This is a genomic window from Terrabacter terrigena (genome assembly GCF_042676085.1).
Lineage (GTDB): Bacteria > Actinomycetota > Actinomycetes > Actinomycetales > Dermatophilaceae > Terrabacter > Terrabacter terrigena.
The window spans coordinates 48,980-68,204 of sequence record NZ_JBHTKH010000004.1; the positions used below are offsets into that span (position 1 = coordinate 48,980).

18 protein-coding genes and 1 riboswitch are annotated in these 19,225 nt (G+C 73.7%); of the genes, 10 read left to right on the forward strand and 8 right to left on the reverse strand.

The annotated features are described in order from the left end of the window. Nucleotides 1-27: 27 nt before the first annotated feature. Nucleotides 28-1,665: a metallophosphoesterase family protein gene (locus ACFQ2V_RS07750; RefSeq protein WP_386052098.1), complete on the reverse strand. Its 1,638-nt coding sequence runs from the start codon at nucleotides 1,663-1,665 to the stop codon at nucleotides 28-30. Nucleotides 1,666-1,768: 103 nt separating this feature from the next. Here ACFQ2V_RS07750 and ACFQ2V_RS07755 point away from each other — a divergent pair, with 103 nt between their 5' ends. Beyond that, nucleotides 1,769-2,032, forward strand: a complete 264-nt coding sequence (locus ACFQ2V_RS07755) for a hypothetical protein (protein WP_386052099.1) — start codon at nucleotides 1,769-1,771, stop codon at nucleotides 2,030-2,032. 158 nt (nucleotides 2,033-2,190) lie between these two features. Here the strand turns inward: ACFQ2V_RS07755 and ACFQ2V_RS07760 are convergent, their stop codons facing one another. The 4 genes from ACFQ2V_RS07760 to ACFQ2V_RS07775 form a co-directional block, all read right to left on the reverse strand. Further along, nucleotides 2,191-2,817: a bacterial proteasome activator family protein gene (locus ACFQ2V_RS07760; RefSeq protein ID WP_386052100.1), complete on the reverse strand. Its 627-nt coding sequence runs from the start codon at nucleotides 2,815-2,817 to the stop codon at nucleotides 2,191-2,193. 82 nt (nucleotides 2,818-2,899) lie between these two features. Then, a complete protein-coding gene (locus ACFQ2V_RS07765; protein ID WP_386052101.1) occupies nucleotides 2,900-3,499 on the reverse strand; it encodes a hypothetical protein in 600 nt (199 codons plus the stop codon). A 176-nt stretch (nucleotides 3,500-3,675) separates the two neighbouring features. Next, on the reverse strand, nucleotides 3,676-4,659 hold the full coding sequence (locus ACFQ2V_RS07770) for an NAD(P)H-quinone oxidoreductase (RefSeq protein WP_386052102.1): 984 nt from the start codon (nucleotides 4,657-4,659) through the stop codon (nucleotides 3,676-3,678). Between the two features lie 25 nt (nucleotides 4,660-4,684). Continuing rightward, nucleotides 4,685-5,470: an IclR family transcriptional regulator gene (locus ACFQ2V_RS07775; RefSeq protein WP_386052103.1), complete on the reverse strand. Its 786-nt coding sequence runs from the start codon at nucleotides 5,468-5,470 to the stop codon at nucleotides 4,685-4,687. Between the two features lie 101 nt (nucleotides 5,471-5,571). On the opposite strand from ACFQ2V_RS07775, the gene hutH reads away from it, so the two are divergent. Continuing rightward, nucleotides 5,572-7,122: a histidine ammonia-lyase gene (hutH, locus tag ACFQ2V_RS07780; protein WP_386052104.1), complete on the forward strand. Its 1,551-nt coding sequence runs from the start codon at nucleotides 5,572-5,574 to the stop codon at nucleotides 7,120-7,122. A 32-nt stretch (nucleotides 7,123-7,154) separates the two neighbouring features. After that, nucleotides 7,155-8,810: a urocanate hydratase gene (gene hutU / locus ACFQ2V_RS07785; protein ID WP_386052105.1), complete on the forward strand. Its 1,656-nt coding sequence runs from the start codon at nucleotides 7,155-7,157 to the stop codon at nucleotides 8,808-8,810. 182 nt (nucleotides 8,811-8,992) lie between these two features. Here the strand turns inward: hutU and ACFQ2V_RS07790 are convergent, their stop codons facing one another. Further along, entirely contained in the window at nucleotides 8,993-9,502 is a 510-nt protein-coding gene (locus ACFQ2V_RS07790) for an aminoacyl-tRNA deacylase (protein WP_386052106.1), read from the reverse strand. A 35-nt stretch (nucleotides 9,503-9,537) separates the two neighbouring features. Between ACFQ2V_RS07790 and ACFQ2V_RS07795 the strand changes: the two genes are divergently transcribed. Genes ACFQ2V_RS07795 through hutI form a run of 3 tightly spaced genes read left to right on the forward strand, consistent with a single transcriptional unit; the run spans nucleotide 9,538 to nucleotide 13,321 of the window. Continuing rightward, nucleotides 9,538-10,791, forward strand: a complete 1,254-nt coding sequence (locus ACFQ2V_RS07795) for an allantoate amidohydrolase (protein WP_386052107.1) — start codon at nucleotides 9,538-9,540, stop codon at nucleotides 10,789-10,791. Continuing rightward, nucleotides 10,788-12,122 carry a formimidoylglutamate deiminase gene (locus tag ACFQ2V_RS07800; protein WP_386052108.1) on the forward strand — a complete coding sequence of 445 codons (1,335 nt, stop codon included), beginning with the start codon at nucleotides 10,788-10,790 and terminating at the stop codon, nucleotides 12,120-12,122. The genes ACFQ2V_RS07795 and ACFQ2V_RS07800 overlap by 4 nt, the downstream gene beginning before the upstream one ends. Beyond that, entirely contained in the window at nucleotides 12,119-13,321 is a 1,203-nt protein-coding gene (gene hutI / locus ACFQ2V_RS07805; RefSeq protein ID WP_386052109.1) for an imidazolonepropionase, read from the forward strand. The genes ACFQ2V_RS07800 and hutI overlap by 4 nt, the downstream gene beginning before the upstream one ends. Here the strand turns inward: hutI and ACFQ2V_RS07810 are convergent. Next, nucleotides 13,318-13,533 (reverse strand): DUF1918 domain-containing protein, encoded by a 216-nt coding sequence (locus ACFQ2V_RS07810; protein WP_386052110.1) that lies wholly within the window; start codon nucleotides 13,531-13,533, stop codon nucleotides 13,318-13,320. The two genes, hutI and ACFQ2V_RS07810, sit on opposite strands and share 4 nt — an antisense overlap. A 125-nt stretch (nucleotides 13,534-13,658) precedes the next feature. Between ACFQ2V_RS07810 and ACFQ2V_RS07815 the strand changes: the two genes are divergently transcribed. Both ACFQ2V_RS07815 and ACFQ2V_RS07820 read left to right on the forward strand, forming a co-directional pair. Next, a complete protein-coding gene (locus tag ACFQ2V_RS07815; protein ID WP_386052111.1) occupies nucleotides 13,659-14,843 on the forward strand; it encodes a sensor histidine kinase in 1,185 nt (394 codons plus the stop codon). Nucleotides 14,844-14,863: 20 nt separating this feature from the next. Further along, the gene (locus tag ACFQ2V_RS07820) at nucleotides 14,864-15,520 is read left to right on the forward strand and encodes a response regulator (RefSeq protein ID WP_386052359.1); all 657 of its coding nucleotides are present in this window, start codon (nucleotides 14,864-14,866) and stop codon (nucleotides 15,518-15,520) included. Here ACFQ2V_RS07820 and ACFQ2V_RS07825 read toward each other — a convergent pair. Further along, nucleotides 15,517-15,984, reverse strand: coding sequence for a DUF4235 domain-containing protein (locus tag ACFQ2V_RS07825; protein WP_386052112.1), 468 nt, complete (start codon nucleotides 15,982-15,984; stop codon nucleotides 15,517-15,519). The two genes, ACFQ2V_RS07820 and ACFQ2V_RS07825, sit on opposite strands and share 4 nt — an antisense overlap. A gap of 62 nt (nucleotides 15,985-16,046) precedes the next feature. After that, nucleotides 16,047-16,163, forward strand: a riboswitch (TPP riboswitch). An 85-nt stretch (nucleotides 16,164-16,248) separates the two neighbouring features. Here ACFQ2V_RS07825 and ACFQ2V_RS07830 point away from each other — a divergent pair. Together ACFQ2V_RS07830 and ACFQ2V_RS07835 are read left to right on the forward strand one after the other, a co-directional pair. Further along, nucleotides 16,249-16,863, forward strand: a complete 615-nt coding sequence (locus ACFQ2V_RS07830) for an ECF transporter S component (protein WP_386052113.1) — start codon at nucleotides 16,249-16,251, stop codon at nucleotides 16,861-16,863. Nucleotides 16,864-16,945: 82 nt separating this feature from the next. Beyond that, nucleotides 16,946-19,216, forward strand: a complete 2,271-nt coding sequence (locus ACFQ2V_RS07835) for an ATP-binding cassette domain-containing protein (RefSeq protein ID WP_386052114.1) — start codon at nucleotides 16,946-16,948, stop codon at nucleotides 19,214-19,216. The last annotated feature ends 9 nt before the right edge of the window (nucleotides 19,217-19,225 follow it).

The window sequence follows — 19,225 nt, forward strand, 5'->3', positions numbered from 1 at the left end:
ACGCTCAAAGGGTGACGCTCAGGTCGCTCAGGGGGCGATGGTCGACGTCGACGGTGCCGACGGCGCCACCGGGATGGGGCGCAGCGTCGTCTCCTCCAGTCGGCTGCAGATCCGCTTCTCGGGGTCGGGCTGGGTCGAGCCCGGCTGCTGCACGGTCGTCGGCGGACGGTAGGGGTCGATGCGGGCGCCGCTCACGACCTGCACGCTGTCGTACGCCGGTCGCCCCTCGAGCAGGTTGCGGAACGAGTAGCGGGTCAGCGAGGTCAGCTCGCACGACGTGCCGAACTGCGCGATGTCGAAGGAGTACGGCTGGCCGTTGAGCTCCTGTCCCGCACCCTCCGAGTAGTGCGAGACCACGCCGCCTCCGGTGAAGGTGCCGACCTGGATGCGGTTGCCCTCCAGCGCCGGCGTGTGGATGTGCCCGTTGATGCGCAGGCGTCCGCGCTCGACCTGCTCGGCGGCATACGGCTCGTGGGTCACGACGACGTCGGGCTCTGGCTCGTCGGCCACGGCGGCGTTGTAGCGGTCGGCGGCAGGCTTCGCCTTGCCCGTGGGGTCGGTGTTGTCGTCGCCGAAGTAGCGGGGGTCGTTGAAGCCGGTGATCCGCAGGCCGCGGAAGGACAGCTCGCGCAGGTCGCCCGCGGGGTTCTCGAGCAGGACGACGTTGGGGATGCGTGCCATGCGGGCGAGGACGGCCCGGTCGGTCGGCGACGACTGGTCGTGGTTGCCGCTGGTGAAGATGTAGGGCACGCCGAGCGACTGGATCGAGCGGTAGATGCCTGCCGCGTCGCCCTCCTGCACGCGGCCGAAGTTGACGAGGTCGCCGCTGTCGATGACGGCGTCGATGTCCTCCTCCTCGATGATCGTGCGCATCAGGGCGTACTGGTTGGCGCCGTGGATGTCGGAGACGAGGAGGAAGCGCGCCGACGGCGGCCCCTCGACGGTGCCCGCGACGTACTTCTGCTGGAGGGCCTGCGTGACGGCGAGCAGGTTGCGGAAGTACGGCGTGACCTGTGTCGCCCGCGCCTCGACGTCGGCGAGCAGGCCGGCGTTGCGCTGCACGACGCCGAGCACGCCGCTCGTGCGGTACTCCGCGAAGCGGGCCGGCTGGTAGGTGGTCGCGATCCCGGCGAACGTGCCGACCGACGCGACGACCATCGCGGACGCGACGAACGCGACGTGGTGGCGGCGGGTGTTGCGCTGCCGGATGTAGTGCGACGCCAGGGCGAGCAGCACCGCGATCGCCCCGGCGCCCAGCACGAACCGGATGCCGACGCCGGTCGCCGCCTGCCCGATCGCGGCCGAGATCTCGTCGTTCGAGGGCTGCAGCGCCCGGATGTCGACGTTGGGCCGCGTGAAGAGGTTGGTGATCTCCTCTCGCACGGCCACCTGCACGTCGAGCCCCGGCGCCACCACCGGCGAGGCGAACTGGACGTCGACGTCGCCGACGATCGTCGGGGCGTGCAGGATCGGCGAGTGCCGCGGCACGGGGTCGAGCCGCAGCACGGCGCGGTACTGCGACGTCTCGGCCACCGTGGGGGCGAGGTTCGTCGCGGCGACCCCGCCGAGGTAGCAGGCCGCGAGCACGGCGAGCCACTTGAGCAGGTGCGACCCGCGGCGCAGCCAGTGGCTGTCGCCGGCCAGCAGGTTCCTCACCTGTCGCACCGTTTCACCCTAACCGGACCGTGACCTGTCACCTCGAGAGCACCCACCGTTCACGTCGGCGTGCTGCCATGGGGCCATCCCGGCGACGACGCGAGGAGGAGATGTGGGACCCGTTCGGCGCAAGGCCGTCGTCGGCGCGCTCCTGATGGCGTATGCCGTCCTGCTCGCCTTCGGCCAACGACTCCTCGGCGGGTCGGCGGGCGTCGCCATCCTCGTCGCGAGCTTCGTCGTCGGGTTCGCGTGGCTGCTGCTGCTCGTCGCGCCGTGGGCGGCGCGTGGCCGGCCCGACCGGCCCGACCGGCCCGACCGACCCGACCGCTCGGGCGGCCTTCGAAGCCGGCCACGGGCACGACAGCCGCACCCGTAGCCTGGCCGCGTGGGCCTGGAGGACCGGCCCGAGGGGACCATCCTCGTGCGGCACGGCGAGCCGTCGGGCGCCGCGGGGCGCTTCCGCCGTGGGTGGATGGTTGCGGGGCCCGAGGGGGGCGGCCCGCAACGATCCAGCCGTTGGGGGAGTGCGGTGGGTCAGAGGTACTGGCCGGTGGGGCCGGCCTCGCCGGGCTGGTGGTCGGGGTGGGCGCCGGGCGGTGTGCCGTAGGACGAGCCGGGGCCGGGTGGCAGGGCGCGCATCTGCTGCAGCTGCTGCTGCGCTGCCATCTGCTGCGCCACGAGCGCCGTCTGGATGCCGTGGAAGAGGCCCTCGAGCCAGCCGACGAGCTGGGCCTGGGCGATGCGCAGCTCGGCGTCGCTGGGCGAGTCGTCGCGGAAGGGGAGGGCGATGCGGTCGAGCTCCTCGACGAGCTCGGGCGCGAGGCCCTCCTTGAGCTCCTCGAGCGATCGGTGGTGGATGTCGGCGAGGCGGCGCCGGCCGGCCTCGTCGAGCGGCGCGTTGCGCACCTCCTCGAGCAGCTGCTTGATCATCGAGCCGATGCGCATCACCTTCGCGGGCTCCTCGACGAGGTCGGCCGGGTTGGTGCGTTCGCGCGGTTCTGCGGGGCGGCCGTGTCCGTGGCCGTCCTCCGTCTCGTCGCTGCGGTCGGTGAGCGGCGTCGCGACGCCCATGCCGTCGGGCGACACGACGACGATCCGTGGGTCGTCACTCGTCGCCCCGTCGTCGCTCGGCTGTCCCTGTCGGCTCGCGTCGTCGCTCATGCGCTCCATCCTGCCTCACGGACCCGGACCAGCGGTCCGGGGCCCGTGAGGCAGGGCAGGCGCCTCGGGCGGGTGACGCCCGTCAGCGGGCGCCCGCCGTGGCGAACCACGGGTGGTGCAGGTCGTGGTACCGGACGTCGCTCATCGCCTTGTCCATGTCGGCCATCTGCTCCATGACCTCGGGAGGCATGTCCTTCTTCTCGCCCTCGCGCGCCTCGGCCTCGGTGCGGAAGGCCATGGTCTGGGTGAACCAACCGTCCTTGTCGACCGCGATGGTGCCGCCGAGGATGTCGGGGCGCTCGGTGTGGAGGGTGTCCATCGGCATGTCGCGCATCATCCGGAACTTCTCCGGGTCGCTGATGCGCCCCTGGATCACCTGGACGAACTGTGCATCGTCGGACCCGCCGTCGAGCAGCATCGTCACGTCGTCGCAGTCGTGGAAGGAGACGTCGCCGTCGAAGCACTTCTCCGTCTCGGCCCACCAGGCGCCCTGCTCGGGTCGCTCGCTGTTGCGCATGGCCGACTCGCGCGAGTCGAAGCGCACCACGCCGATGAACTCGTTGTCGTCGTCGATGCCGTAGGTGCCGCCGAGCCAGCCGTCGGCGCCGGGCTCGAGCTCGTCGCGCCATGCATCCATGCGGGCGTGGAGCTGGTCCGCGTCGTGGGTCTTGCCCTGAATCACTTGGATGAACACTGCAGGTGCCTCCCGGTACTCGTGTGGTGGGAGGGCCGCTTCGTGGCGAGGCGGTCCACCTGTCGACGGTACGCCGGTGGGCGCCCCGGCGACACGGGACGAGTCGGACACGGCCGGATCGTCCCGTGGGACAGGGCAGTTCAGACGTCAGGGCGTTCAGGAGCTCACTGGCCGGTGGTGAGCAGGATCTTCCCGATGTGGCCGGAGGCCTCCATCTCGCGGTGCGCCTCGGCAGCGTGCTCCAGGGGGTGGCGCGAGTGGATGACAGGTCGCACGTCGCCCGACTCGACGAGCGGCCACACGTGCTCGCGCACGGCGGCGACGATCGCGGCCTTCTCGGTGGCGGGCCGTGCGCGCAGCGACGTCGCGATGACCGCGCCACGCTTCGCGAGGAGCATGCCCATGTCGAGCTCACCGCGCCGGCCGCCCATGAGGCCGATCGTGACGAGCCGCCCGTTCGTGGCGAGCACCTCGACGTTGCGGCCGAGGTACGCGGCGCCCATGTTGTCGAGGATGACGTCGGCGCCGTGCCCACCGGTCAGCTCGCGCACACGCTCCACGAAGTCCTCGTCCTTGTAGTTGACGAGGAGCTCGGCGCCGAGGTCGCGGCACGCGTCGAGCTTCTCCTGGCTGCCGGCCGTCACCGCGACGTGCGCGCCGACGGCTTTCGCCAGCTGGATCGCCATCGTGCCGATGCCGGAGCTCCCCCCGTGCACGAGCAGCACCTGGCCGGGCTGGATGTTGGCGACGAGGAAGACGTTCGACCACACCGTGGCGGCCACCTCGGGCAGGCCCGCGGCGTCGACGAGCGACACCCCGTTCGGCACGGGCAGCACCTGCTCGGCGGGCACGGCGACCTTCTCGGCGTAGCCGCCGCCCTCGAGGAGGGCGCAGACCTCGTCGCCGACCTGCCACTGCTCGACGTCGTCGCCGACGGCAGCGACGCGTCCGCTCACCTCGAGGCCGGGGTACTCCGACGCCCCGGGCGGCGGCGGGTAGTGGCCGAGCCGCTGCATGACGTCGGCGCGGTTGACGCCGGCCGCCGCGACGTCGATGAGCACCTGGCCGGGACCCGGCTCGGGGTCGGGCACCTCGTCGAGGACGAGGCTCTCGGCGTCGCCGGGCTCGGGGATCGTGATCGCGCGCATGGCCCGAGCCTATTGACCTTCGCGCCTACTGCACCCGGCGGGCGCCCGCCGTGCTGGGGCTCAGCCTCCGGCCGATGTCCTCGGCGGCGACGCGGGCCCGGGCGACGAGGTCGCCCACGTGCTCTCCGGTGGCGTCGGCGGTGCGCAGCGTCAGAGCGATCGCCGCGAGCGGTCGCCCACCACGGTCGAGCACCGGCACGGCGACCGACGAGAGGTCGGGGGTGACGGTGCCCTCCTCGCGTGCATGCCCCTCGGTGCGCGTGCGGGCGAGGAGGCTGCGCAGCTCGGCGAGGGACCGCGGCCCGCCACCACCGCTGCGCTGCACGAAGGAGGCCCGGTCGGGGTAGAGGGCGCGCACCTGCGTCGCGGGCAGCGCCGACAGCATGGCCAGCCCGCTCGCCGTGAGGTGGGCGGGCAGGCGTACGCCCACGTCGGTGACGAGCATCGGCTGCCCGGGGGCGCGCTCCTCGAGGAGGTAGATGACGTCGCGGCCGTCGAGGGTGGCGAAGTGGGCGTTGCGCCCGCACTGGTCGACGAGGCGTCGCATCGCGGCGCGCGCGACCCGGGCCAGCGGCGCCTGCCGCTGGTAGGCCGACCCGAGCTCGTAGGCCGCCTGGCCGAGGCCGAAGCGCCGCTCCTCCACGTAGTGGGTGACGTAGCCACGCCCGTGCAGCACCTTGAGCAGGTGGTAGACGGAGCTGCGGGGCAGCCCGAGGTCGCGCGCGATCGAGGCGGCGGGCAGTGGCTCGGCGTGCCGTGAGAGGTGCTCGAGCACGTCGAGCGCGTTGGCGGCTGCCGGGGCGTTGGTCACGTGGGCCCACCTCCTGTCCGCGATCGGCGCGTCTCGCATCCGAGACAATTGTGCGCTTCAGCGGGCCCTCGCGCCAGTGCGCCGGCGGTTCGATGGGAGCCATGAACGAACGCCCCATCGTCACCGTCGGTACCGGCCCCCTCACCGTCGACGACGTCGTCGCAGTCGCCCGTCACGGCGCGCGTGTCGAGCTGTCCGCCGAGGCCGAGGCCGAGATCGCCCGCAGCCGTGAGGTCGTCGAGGCGCTGGCCAACGACACGGTGGCGCACTACGGCGTCTCCACCGGGTTCGGCGCCCTCGCGACGCGGCACATCCCGACGCCCCTCCGTGCCCAGCTGCAGCGCTCGCTCGTGCGCTCCCACGCCGCCGGCACCGGCCCCGAGGTCGAGCGCGAGGTGGTGCGCGCCCTCATGCTGCTGCGCCTCTCGACGCTCGCAACCGGCCGCACCGGCGTACGTCTCGAGACCGCCCGGACGTATGCCGCCGTGCTGAGTGCCGGCATCACCCCGGTCGTCCACGAGTTCGGGTCGCTCGGCTGCTCCGGCGACCTCGCCCCCTTGTCGCACTGCGCGCTGGCCGTCATGGGCGAGGGACCCGTGCGGCTCGAGGACGGCACCGTCACGGAGGCTGCAACCGCCTTGCGCGACAACGGGATCGAGCCCATCGTGCTCGCCGAGAAGGAGGGCCTGGCCCTCATCAACGGCACCGACGGCATGCTCGGCATGCTCGTGCTCGCGATCCACGACCTGCGCCACCTGCTCAAGGTCGCCGACGTCTCTGCGGCGATGAGCGTCGAAGGCCTGCTCGGCACCGACGACGTCTTCGCGGCCGACCTGCACGCCCTGCGCCCGCAGCCGGGCCAGGGTGCGTCGGCCGCGAACATCCGTGCCGTCATGGCGAACTCGCCGATGCGCGAGTCGCACCGCACCGAGGAGTGCACCCGCGTCCAGGACGCGTACTCCCTTCGCTGCGCGCCGCAGGTCCACGGCGGCGCCCGCGACACGGTCGAGCACGCGGCCCGGGTCGCCGCCGCCGAGCTCGCCTCGGCCGTCGACAACCCGGTCGTGACGCCCGACGGTCGCGTCGAGTCCAACGGCAACTTCCACGGGGCGCCGGTGGCCTACGTCCTCGACTTCCTCGCGATCGTCGTCGCCGACGTCGCGTCGATGGCCGAGCGCCGCACCGACCGGTTCCTCGACCAGGCCCGCAACCACGGCCTGCCGCCCTTCCTCGCCGACGACCCGGGCGTCGACTCCGGCCTGATGATCGCGCAGTACACGCAGGCCGCGATGGTCTCCGAGCTGAAGCGGCTCGCCGTCCCCGCGTCCGTCGACTCCATCCCGAGCTCGGCCATGCAGGAGGACCACGTGTCGATGGGCTGGTCGGGCGCGCGCAAGCTGCGCCGGTCGGTCGACGCCCTCGGCAGGGTGCTCGCCATCGAGCTGCTGACGTCTGCACGCGGCATACGGCTGCGGGCCCCGCTCGAGCCCGGCGCCGCGGCTGCGGCGGTCATCGCGGCCCTCGACGCGCACACGGACGCGACCCCCGGTCCCGACCGGTTCCTCGCCCCCGACATCGAGGGTGCGCACGCGGCGGTCGTCGCAGGCGCCGTCCTCGCCGCCGCCGAGTCCGCCAGCGGCCCCCTCAACTGACTCGAACTTCCCCCACGCACAAGGAGATCCCCATGGAAGGTGCACGTCCCGTCCGCGCGGCACGCGGCACGCAGCTGACCGCGCAGTCGTGGGCCACCGAGGCCCCGCTGCGAATGCTCATGAACAACCTCGACCCGGAGGTCGCCGAGCGCCCCGACGACCTCGTCGTCTACGGCGGCACCGGCCGCGCGGCGCGCGACTGGAAGTCGTTCGACGCCATGGTGCGCACGCTGACGACGCTCAAGCAGGACGAGACCATGCTCGTCCAGAGCGGTCGCCCGGTCGGCGTCATGCAGACCCACGAGTGGGCGCCGCGGGTGCTCATCGCGAACTCCAACCTCGTCGGCGAGTGGGCGACCTGGCCCGAGTTCCGCCGCCTCGAGCACCTCGGCCTGACGATGTACGGCCAGATGACGGCCGGGTCGTGGATCTACATCGGCACCCAGGGCATCGTCCAGGGCACATACGAGACCTTCGCCGCGGTCGCCGAGAAGCGCTTCGGCGGCACGCTCGCCGGCACGCTGACCCTCACGGGCGGCTGCGGCGGCATGGGCGGCGCCCAGCCGCTCGCCGTCACCCTCAACGACGGCGCCTGCCTCATCGTCGACGTCGACCCGGCCCGCCTGCACCGCCGCGTCGAGCACCGCTACCTCGACGAGGTCGCCGACGACCTCGACGACGCCATCGAGAAGGCCCTCGCGGCCAAGCGCGAGCGGCGCGGCTGGTCGGTCGGCGTCGTCGGCAACGCGGCCGAGGTCTTTCCCGAGCTGCTGCGACGCGGCGTCGAGATCGACATCGTCACCGACCAGACCTCGGCCCACGACCCGCTGTCGTACCTGCCCGAGGGGGTCGACCTCGCCGACTGGGCCGAGTACGCCGAGAAGAAGCCCGAGGACTTCACCGACCGCGCCCGCGCGTCGATGGCCAAGCACGTCAAGGCGATGGTCGAGTTCCAGGACGCCGGCGCCGAGGTGTTCGACTACGGCAACTCGATCCGCGACGAGGCCCGCCAGGGCGGCTACGACCGCGCCTTCGAGTTCCCGGGGTTCGTGCCGGCCTACATCCGCCCGCTCTTCTGCGAGGGCAAGGGGCCGTTCCGCTGGGCTGCGCTCTCGGGCGACCCCAAGGACATCGCCGCGACCGACCGGGCCGTGCTCGACCTCTTCCCCGACAACGACCGGCTGCACAAGTGGATTCGCGGCGCCCAGGAGCGAATCGCCTTCCAGGGCCTGCCCGCCCGCATCTGCTGGCTCGGCTACGGCGAGCGCGACAAGGCCGGTCTCGCGTTCAACGAACTGGTCCGCACCGGTGAGGTGAGCGCCCCGATCGTCATCGGCCGCGACCACCTCGACAGCGGCTCGGTGGCCTCCCCCTACCGCGAGACCGAGGCCATGGCCGACGGCTCCGACGCGATCGCCGACTGGCCGTTGCTCAACGCCCTCGTCAACACGAGCTCGGGCGCCAGCTGGGTCTCGATCCACCACGGCGGCGGCGTCGGCATCGGCCGCAGCCTCCACGCCGGCCAGGTCTCCCTCGCCGACGGCACCGACCTGGCGGCGCAGAAGCTGGCCCGCGTGCTGACGAACGACCCCGGCATGGGCGTCATCCGGCACGTCGACGCCGGCTACGACCTCGCCGACACGGTCGCGCACGAGCGCGGCGTCCGCATCCCGATGCAGGAGGGCTGAGGGGACGTATGCCGTGCAGCGCGGTCGCGCGGTCCGTCCGCGCGCGTCAGGACTCCGTGCCGTCGTCGGGGACGCTCCCTCCGCCGGCGACGGCACGGGCCGCCGCACCGGGCCGGAAGTGGCCGCTCGGCGCGTGGGAGGCGGCCGGATATGGCCTCTCGACGGTTGAGGGGGCGCTGGGGTCAGCGGGCCCTGCGCACCTCTTCGTCGGAGATGTCGGCGACGGTCGCGTCGAAGAGGCGGATGACGTCGTCGCCGCTGACCGTCAGGCCGACGCCGTGCCCTCCGCCACCGAGCGAGACGGTGCGGCCGACGAGGTGGCTGTCGGCGATGACCGGCAGAGCCGTCGCCGAGCCGAACGGCGTGATCGTGCCGCGCTCGTAGCCGGTCACGGCCTTCGCGGCGTCGGCGTCGGGCATCGAGATGCGGTTGGTGCCGAGCAGGGCCCGCACCTTGGCCCACGAGAAGGTGCGGTCGCCGGGCACGAGCACGAAGACGTGGTCGTCCTCGGCGCGGCGCACGACGAGGGTCTTGATGAGGTCGCGCGGCTCGATGCCCCGCGCTGCAGCCGCCTCCTCGAGGCTCGAGACGCGGCCGTGACGCGTCACGGTGTGCTCGATGCCCGCCGCTCGCGCCGCCTCGACGGCGGGCGTCGAGACCTGGTCGGCAGCGGTGTCGCGGTCTGCATCCATGGCAGGAGCCTAGTGACGAGGGAGAGTGGTCGACCATGACGACGAGCTTCGACCGGATGTGGGCCGAGCTGGCGCCGGTCGGGCGCGACGGCGGCACGGGCGGCTACCGCCGGTACGCGTGGACCCGCACCGACCACGACCTGCGCGACTGGTTCGCGGGGGAGTGCGCCGCCCGCGGCCTCGAGGTCGTCGAGGACCGCGCCGGCAACCAGTGGGCGTGGTGGGGCGACCCCGACGCCACGCCGGGCGTCGTCATCGGCTCGCACCTCGACTCGGTGCCCGACGGCGGCGCCTTCGACGGCCCGCTCGGGGTCGTCAGCGCCCTCGCCGCCGTCGACGCGCTCCGCGAGGCCGGCGTCGTGCCCGACGTGCCGCTCGGAGTCGTCAACTTCGTCGACGAGGAGGGCGCCCGGTTCGGCATCGCCTGCGCCGGATCGCGCATCATCACCGGGGCGCTCGACGCCGACCGAGCCCGCTCTCTCTCCGACGCCGACGGCATCACGATGGCCGAGGCGTGGCGGCGGGCCGGCCGCGACCCCGCCACCCTGGGGCGCGACGACGAGACGGTCCGCCGCATCGGCACGTTCGTCGAGCTGCACGTCGAGCAGGGCAAGGCGCTCGCGCTCGCCCCTGACGGCACCGACGACCTCCACGACCCCGCTCGGGCCGTCGCGATCGGCACCGACATCTGGCCGCACGGGCGCTGGCGCATCGACCTGCCCGGCGAGGCCAACCACGCCGGCACCACTCGCATCGAGGACCGGCACGACGCGATGATCGGGCTCGCGGGCGTCGTGCAGGCAGCCCGGTCGTACGCCGTCTCGCTGGGCTGCGTGGCCACGGTCGGCAAGGTCGTGGTCGAGCCCGGGGGCGTCAACGCGATCCCGAGCCACGTCACCGCCTGGCTCGACGCGCGCGGCCGCAGCGAGGAGGCCGTGCGCGCCACCGTCGACGCCGTCACCGCCGAGGCCGACGCCCACGGCGCCACGACGACCCTCGAGTCCTGGACCCCGACGACGACCTTCGACACCGGCCTCGTCGACCGGCTGCACGGCATCCTCCCGGAGGCCCCGCTCCTCGGAACCGGCGCCGGGCACGACGCCGGCGTGCTCGCCACGCACGGCGTGCCGAGCGCGATGCTCTTCGTGCGCAACCCCACAGGAATCTCACACTCACCCGCCGAGTCGGCGGAGGCCGCGGACTGCCACCATGGGGTCACGGCGCTCACCGCCGTCGTGACCGAGCTGTGCTCCCGGAAGGACCTCGACCCCATGGGTAGTGCCCGATGACCGCGTTCTGGTGCGAGAGCGCGTGGCTGACAGGCGGGTTCGCCCGGCGGGTGCGGCTCGTGACCCAGGACGGCCTCATCAAGGACGTCCTCGTCGACGCCGACCCGCAGCCCGACGACGTGCGGCTGCCCGGCGTGACCCTGCCGGGCATGGCCAACGCCCACAGCCACGCCTTCCACCGAGCCCTGCGCGGCCGCGTCAACGGCGGCGGTGGCAACTTCTGGAGCTGGCGCGAGCAGATGTATGCCGCCGCGGAGCAGCTCAACCCCGACACCTACTTCGCGCTCGCGCGGGCCGTCTTCGCCGAGATGGTGCAGGCCGGCATCACGGTCGTGGGGGAGTTCCACTACGTCCACCACCGCCCGGGCGGCCACCCCTACGGCGACCCGAACGCGATGGGTCTCGCCGTGCGACAGGCGGCCGACGAGGCCGGCATCCGGCTCACCCTGCTCGACACGTGCTACCTCGAGGGCGGCCTCAACGGGGGCGGCCACGTCGAGCTGCACCCGGGCCAACGCCGGTTCAGCGACGGCACCGTCGAGGCGTGGGCGGCGCGCATGTCCGAGCGTCGCGGTGAGACCGACCGGGTGCGGCTGGGCGCCGCCATCCACTCCGTCCGTGCCGTGCGACGCGAGGACCTGCCGCGGGTCGTCGAGGCCGCCGGCGACCTGCCCCTGCACGTGCACCTGTCGGAGCAGCACGGCGAGAACCTCGCCTGCCAGATGTTCTACGGCGCGAGCCCGACCCAGCTGCTCGACGAGGCGGGCGCGCTCGGCGCCCACGCCACGGCCGTCCACGCGACCCACCTCGAGGACCGCGACATCGACCTGCTCGGCGGCACGGGCACGGGGGCCTGCTTCTGCCCGACGACCGAGCGTGACCTCGCCGACGGCATCGGCCCCGCCCGCGCCCTGCACGACGCCGGCAGCCCGCTCTCGCTGGGCTCCGACCAGCACGTCGTCATCGACCCGTTCGAGGAGCTGCGGGGCCTCGAGATGCACGAGCGGCTCGTCACCAACGAGCGAGACCGCTTCTCGGCGAACGACCTGCTCCTCGCGGCGTCGTTCAACGGCTACCGGTCCCTCGGCTGGTCCGACGGCGGCCACCTGAGCAAGGGCGCGCTCGCCGACTTCGTCACGGTGCGCACCGACACGGTCAACACCGCGGGCGCGGCGCACGACCAGATCATCTACGCGTGCGTGGCCTCCGACGTGTCGACCGTCGTCGTGGGTGGCGACGTCGTCGTCAGCGACGGTCGGCACCGGATGGGCGACGTCGGCCGCCTGCTCGTCGGTGCCATCGACCGCGTCACCGGAGGGGTTCCGGCGTGAGCCTGCTCCTCACGGGCATCTCCGAGCTGACGACGAACGACCCGGCCCGCGGCGACGGCCACCGCGACCGTGCTGGCCGCGGCGACGCGATGCTCGGCATCGTCCGCGACGCGGCCCTCGTCGTCGCCGACGGTGAGATCGCCTGGGTCGGCCCCGCCGCCGAGGCGCCCGACGCCGACGAGCGACGCGACCTCGGCGGTCGTGCCGTCATCCCTGGTTTCGTCGACTCGCACACCCACCTCGTCTTCGCCGGCGACCGGTCGGCCGAGTTCGCCGCCCGCATGACGGGCACCCCCTACGACGGCGGCGGCATCGCGGTCTCGGTGGCAGCGACCCGCGCGGCGAGCGACGACGAGCTGCGCGTCCTCGTCGCGGCCCGCGTTGCCGAGATGCGCGCGCAGGGAACGACGACCGTCGAGATCAAGAGCGGCTACGGACTGACCCTCGACGACGAGCTGCGCTCACTGCGCATCGCGCGCGAGCTCACTCCGCACACGACGTTCCTCGGCGCGCACGTCGTGCCACGCGAGTACGCCACGGACCGTGCGGCATACGTCGACCTCGTCACCGGTCCGATGCTCGACGCGGTGACCGCCGACGGGCCGACGAGCCTCGCCGAGAGCATCGACGTCTTCTGTGAGCCGCACTCGGCCCACGCCTTCGACGGCGACGAGGCGCGGGCGATCCTCACAGCCGGTCGCGACGCCGGCCTGGCGCTCCGCGTCCACGGCAACCAGCTCGGCCACGGCCCAGGCGTCCGGCTCGCCTGCGAGCTCGGCGCCCGCAGCGTCGACCACTGCACCTACCTCGACGACGCCGACGTCGAGGCTCTCGCCGGGGCACGCGGCACCACCGTCGCCACGCTGCTGCCGGGCGTCGAGTTCTCGACGCGCTCGCCCTACCCCGACGCCCGGCGCCTCGTCGACGCGGGCGTCGACGTCGCACTGGCCTCGGACTGCAACCCGGGCACGTGCTACTCGTCGTCCATCCCGTTCGCCATCGCGCTGGCCGTGCGCGAGATGGGGATGACGCCGGCCGAGGCGCTGCACGCAGCCACTGCCGTCTCGGCGCGCTCGCTCGGGCTCGACCGTCGCGTCGCGCCCGGGCAGCCCGCCGAGCTCGCGGTCATCGACGCGCCGAGCCACCTGCACCTCGCCTACCGGGCCGGGGTGCCGATCGTGCGAGCGCTCGAGGTCTAGCCCGTCGTCTCGTCGGCCGGCTGCTCGACGTGCTCGCAGCGCAGCACCGAGCCGGGACCCGGATGGATGATCCCGGTGTGGCCGTCGGACCACTCGACGACGTACGGCGGCCCGCCGCCCTCGCCCTTGACCTCGCGGATCGTGCCCTCGCGGGTGCTCTGGCCGACGTGCTCCGCGGCCATCGTGATGCGGTCACCGACCCGTGCCTCCATGGCACACCTCCTCAGGGGCTCCACCCCAAGCACACCACGTCGCGGCGCCCACGGAAAGGCCTCGCTCGGCCGGACTCCGACCACGGTCTGACGACCGGCCCGCCCGGCGCTCGTAGGCTCTGGGCGTGACCGAGGGGAACGTGTACGACTGGCTGCAGCGCCGGCCGCTGCTGCTCGACGTGCCGCTGGCGCTCGTCCTGGCGCTGCTGGGGCTCGTCGTGCTCGGCGAGGGGCACGGCATCGGCTGGGCCGTCGTCGGCGTCGCGAACCTCGCGCTCCTGCTGCGCCGCAGCCACCCGGCCCTCGCCTTCGCCGTCGTCAGCGTCGCGCTCGCGCTGCGCGTGATCCCGACGAGCAACCTGCTGCCGGGCGACCTCGCCTTCCTCGTCGCGCTGTACTCGCTCGCCGCCTATGACCCCCGCCGGGGCGTACGCGTGGCCGGCCTCGGGGTCGCCGCGCTCGGCTCGGCCATCGCAGGCCTGCGGTTCAACGCCGTGAGCGGCCGGACCCCCGGCATGGGGGAGCTCGTCTTCACCTTCATGGCGTGCGCCGCCGCGTCGCTCGCGGCCTGGGCGCTGGGCGACCTCAAGCGGGCCCGGCTCCAGCGGCTCTCCGACCTGCAGGACCGCGCCGAACGGATCGAGCGTGAGCGAGAGCAGGAGCTGCGCCTCGCCGCCAAGGACGAGCGCGCCGCGATCGCGCGCGAGATGCACGACGTCGTCGCGCACGCGCTGTCGGTCATCGTCGTGCAGGCCGACGGCGCCGCGTATGCCGCCGAGCGCAGTCCCGACGACGCGCTCGCCCGGTCGGTGGGCGCGCTCGAGACCATCGGGTCGACGGCCCGCGACGCCCTCACCGAGACCCGGCGGCTCGTCGGCGTGCTGCGCGACCCCCAGTCGGGGGCCGAGCTCGCGCCGACCGGTGGCATCGACCAGCTGGGCGACCTCGTGTCGCGCGTGCGGGCGGCCGGCGTGCCGGTGACGCTGACGGTGGAGGGCGCGGAGCGTGACCGGTCCGTGGGGCTCGACCTCGCGGCCTACCGGGTCGTCCAGGAGGCGCTGACCAACGTCATCAAGCATGCCGGGCCGGGTGCCAGCGCCGTCGTCGACGTGCACCAGGCACCCGACCGGCTGCGCATCTGCGTCACCGACGACGGGCGCGGCGCCGCCAGCACGGACGACGGCCGCGGCCACGGCCTGCCCGGCATGAGCGAGCGAGTCGCCGTGCACGGTGGCACGCTGACGGCAGGGCCGGGCCGGACCGGCGGGTTCGAGGTGCTCGCGACCATGCCGACGAAGGAGCAGCCGTGACCGGCGACCCGACCAGGGTGATGCTCGTCGACGACCAGGCGCTCGTGCGCGCCGGTTTCCGGATGGTGCTCGATGCCGAGCCCGACATCGACGTCATCGCCGAGTGCGCCGACGGGCAGGCCGCGCTCGACGCGCTGCCCGGACGCGACGTCGACGTGGTGCTCATGGACATCCGGATGCCGCGGCTCGACGGCATCGAGGCGACGCGCCGCATCGTGGCGCGCGGCGAGGTGCCGAAGGTGCTCGTGCTGACGACGTTCGACCTCGACGAGTACGTCTACGCGGCCCTGCGCGCCGGCGCGGCCGGCTTCCTGCTCAAGGACGCCGGTCCGGCGGAGCTTCTCGCCGCGATCCGGGCCGTCCACACCGGCGACGCCGTGGTCGCACCCGGCCCGACCCGGCGCCTGCTCGACCGCTTCCTGCCGGTGCTCGCGACCCCCGCGCGGCCGACAGGCGCCGAGCGGCTCGACCTGCTCACCGAGCGCGAGCGCGAGGTGCTCGAGGCGGTCGGCCGCGGCCTCAACAACACCGAGATCGCCGCGGCGTTCTTCGTCGCCGAGGCCACGGTCAAGACGCACATCGGGCGCATCCTCTCCAAGCTGGGACTGCGCGACCGCGTGCAGATGGTCGTGCTCGCGTACGAGACGGGGCTCGTGCGCGTGGGCGAGGCCGGCTAGCGCTTGCCGGTGGCCTTGTCGATGGCCTTCTGGGTCGCCTTCTCGGCCTTGGCCTTGGCCTTGGAGAGCTTCCTGGCGGCCTTTTTGTCGGTGGGCTTGACCTGGTCGTCCTCGAGCGCCTTGGGCAGGTGGCCGGTCGAGTGGCGGTAGTAGGTGGCGGCCCCGCGCTCGGCGGCGACGCGGGCCGCGGACACGGCCATCGACGAGATCGCGGTGAAGAGGATGACGTCGCGGGTGCGCTCGCGCTCGTAGTCACCCTTGACCGGCACGTTGCGCCCGGTCGCGAGCTTCCAGCCCTTCTGCGCGGCGTCGGTGGCGAGCTTCGTCGCGACGAGCGTCGTGCCGACGCTGAGGATCTTCCAGACCGGGCCGCCCATCGGCGTGCGGGGCGCGGCGGCGGCCTTGGCCTTCTCCTTCGAGCGGGAGAGCTGTTTGGCGGCCTTCTTCGAGTCCTTGGAGCCCATGGCGTGACTGTACCCATGGCGGCCGGAGTAGAGTCACCCCCACAACTGAACAGCACCACCACCCATCACGACAGGGGAGCGCGAGACGCGCTGAGAGTGCGGCAGCCCAGACGGCCGAGCCGCAGACCCTCGAACCTGCTCCGGTTAGCACCGGCGAAGGAAGTCGGTATTTCTCAGGTCACCTGACGGCCCACGCCGTGCGGCGTGCCCGTCGCGGTGCCCTCCCCCAGGTATCCACCCCTACTGGAACCCGGGAGACCCATCATGACCAGCACCATCACCGCCACCGGTCCGCTGACCCGCTGGCGCACCATCGACCTGCTCACCTGCGCCTTCCTCGGTGTCGCCTTCGGCGTCGCCTACTGGGCGTGGGGCCTGGTCTACGCAGCACCGTCGGCCGCCGTCTCGGCCGGCTTCCCGCCCCTGGCCGCGCTCTTCAGCTGGCCGTGGCTCGTCGCCGGCATCGTCGGCATGCTCATCATCCGGCGCCCCGGGGCCGCGGTCTTCACCGAGCTGCTCGCTGCCGTCGTGTCGGCGCTCATCGGCACCCAGTGGGGCCTGACCACCCTCGTCTCGGGCCTCGTCCAGGGGCTCGGAGTCGAGCTCGGCTTCGCCGCCTTCGGGTATGCCGTCTACCGCTGGGCGCCGCTGCTGCTCGGCGGCTTCCTCGGCGGCGCGTTCGAGGCCGTCTACGAGTGGTACTCCTACTGGACCGACTGGACGTGGGACTACAAGATCGCCTACCTGCTGCTGCTCGGCGCCTGCGTCGCGGTGCTCGGCTCGCTGCTCTCGGTCGGCCTGACCCGCGGGCTCGCCACGGTCGGCGCCCTCAACCCGTTCCCGCCGGGCCAGGAGGTCCGCGAACAGCGTGCCGTCTGACCCGGTCGAGGTGGACCCGAAGGTGAGACCACACGTCGAACACCTCCGGCCGGGGTCGCACGTAGTGCGCTCCGGTGCCGCGGTGCACGTCGAGAACCTGACGTGGCGGCCCTTCGGGCGCTCGCGTCCGGTCCTCGACCGCCTCGACCTGACCGTCGGTCCCGGCGAGCGGGTGCTGCTCGCCGGGCCGAGCGGCTCGGGCAAGTCGACCCTGCTGCGGGCGGTGGCCGGGCTGCTGCTCACCGCCGACTCGGGCGAGCTCTCGGGTGAGGTGACCGTGGGCGGCGCTGCGCCGCAGGCGGTTCCGGGCTCGGTGGGGCTCGTGCTGCAGGACCCGGGCGCGGGCGTCGTCGCCTCGACGATCGGCCGCGACGTGGCCTTCGGTCTCGAGAACGTGCAGGTACCGGCACCCGACATGCCCACCCGGGTGCGCGCGGTTCTCGACGAGGTCGGCCTGACGATGTCGCCGCAGAGCTCTCCCGCAACGCTCAGCGGGGGCGAGTCCCAGCGGCTCGCCCTCGCCGGGGCGCTCGTCATGGAGCCGTCCGTGCTGCTCCTCGACGAGCCGACGGCGATGCTCGACGCCGACACGGCAGCGGGCGTGCGCGCCGTCGTCGCCGAGGTCGTGGCACGGCGCGGGCTCACCCTCGTCGTCGTCGAGCACCGGCTCGACGGATGGCTCGACCACGTCGACCGGCTCGTGGTGCTGGACGCCGCGGGCAGGGTCGTCGCCGACGGCGATCCCCGCCAAGTGCTGGCAGACCATGCTGACTCGCTTGCCGCACAAGGGATCTGGGTGCCCGGCGTGCCCGATCCCGAGCCGCTCGACATCGCCTTGGTGCCGGCCCGCGGCGGCGCGGCCGGACGGGTCGCGGACGGCCAGGTCGTCGCTGCCGCCATCGACGTGCGGGTCGAGCACACCACCAGGCGGCTCGGCGAGCCGTCGCGCTCCACCGTCGCCGTCGACGGCGCCGACCTCGACGCGCGCGCCGGCCGAACCGTGGCCCTCGTCGGTCCGAGCGGCGCCGGCAAGTCCTCGCTGATGTCGGCGCTCGGTGGCCTCGTGGCCCCCACCGGCGGCACCGTCGAGCTGGCCCTGCCGCTGACCCCCGCCGAGTCGGGCGACCATGGCGCCGCCCGCGACCGCGTGGCGCCGCCGCACGAGTGGGCCTCCACGCACCTGGCCCGGGCCGTCGCCTGGGTGCCGCAGCGCGCAGCGACGAGCATCATCGGCCGCACCGTGCGCGACGACGTGCTGACCACCCCGTTGGCGCTGGGTCACGACCGCGAGGCCGCCGGCCGGCGCGCCGACGCGCTGCTCTCGGCCCTGGGCCTTGCACACCTCGCCGCGGTGGACCCGCGCCAGCTCTCGGGCGGCGAGCAGCGCCGTCTCGCGATGGCCTCGGCCGTCGCCCACGGGCCGGCCCTCGTCCTCGCCGACGAGCCGACCGTCGGCCAGGACCGGCTCACGTGGGCCGCCGTCGCAGGCGTCCTCGCCGCCGCGCGCGACGAGGGCGCGGCCGTGGTCGTCACCACGCACGACCCGGGAGTCGTCGACGACGCCGACCGCGTCGTCGGCCTCGAAGCCCCGACCCAGCCGTCGCCCGAACCCGAGCCCGAGCGGCGCCCCCTGCTCGCCCGGGTCGGCTCGCTCGCGCTGCTGGCCACGGCGCTGTGCGTGCTGCCCCTGCCCGGCCTGCTCGACACCTGGCGCCAGGGGCTCGCCGTGCTGGGCGTCGAGGTGATGCTCGGACTCGTCGGACTGCTCGCCCCCGGGCGTGGCCGAGCGCCGCAGGGGCGCCTGCAGGGCGTCCTGCGGCGGCTCGCCCCGGCCGCGCTCGCGGTCCTCGGGGTCGCGTGGTCCGCCTGGCTGCTCGGCGGGCGCGACCTCGAGGTGGCGGCCGGCGCCGCGCTGCGCGTCCTCTGCCTGCTCGTGCCGTCGGCGGTCGTCGTCGGATTCCTCGACCCCGAGCAGCTGGGCGACCACCTGGCGCAGCGGCTGGGGCTGCCGGCCCGGCCGGTCGTCGCGGCGACGGCGGCACTGCAGCGCGTCCAGGCCTTCGACACGCTCTGGGCCGAGCTCATGACCACCCGTCGGGTGCGCAGCACCCGTGCCGACCGCGGCCCCGTCGCCCGCGGCCGGGAGGCGGTCGTCGTCACCGGCGGCCTGCTCGTCGGCGCGCTCGGACAGGCCACCACCCTGGCTCTCGCCATGGACGCGCGTGGTTTCGCCGGCGCCACCCGGCGCACGTGGGCCGGGCCCGCGCCGTGGCGCCTGCCCGACACGCTCGCACTCACGGCCGGGTTGCTCGTGGTCGTGGCTGCCGTCGCGGCACGGCTGACGCTGCCCTGACCCCCCGCG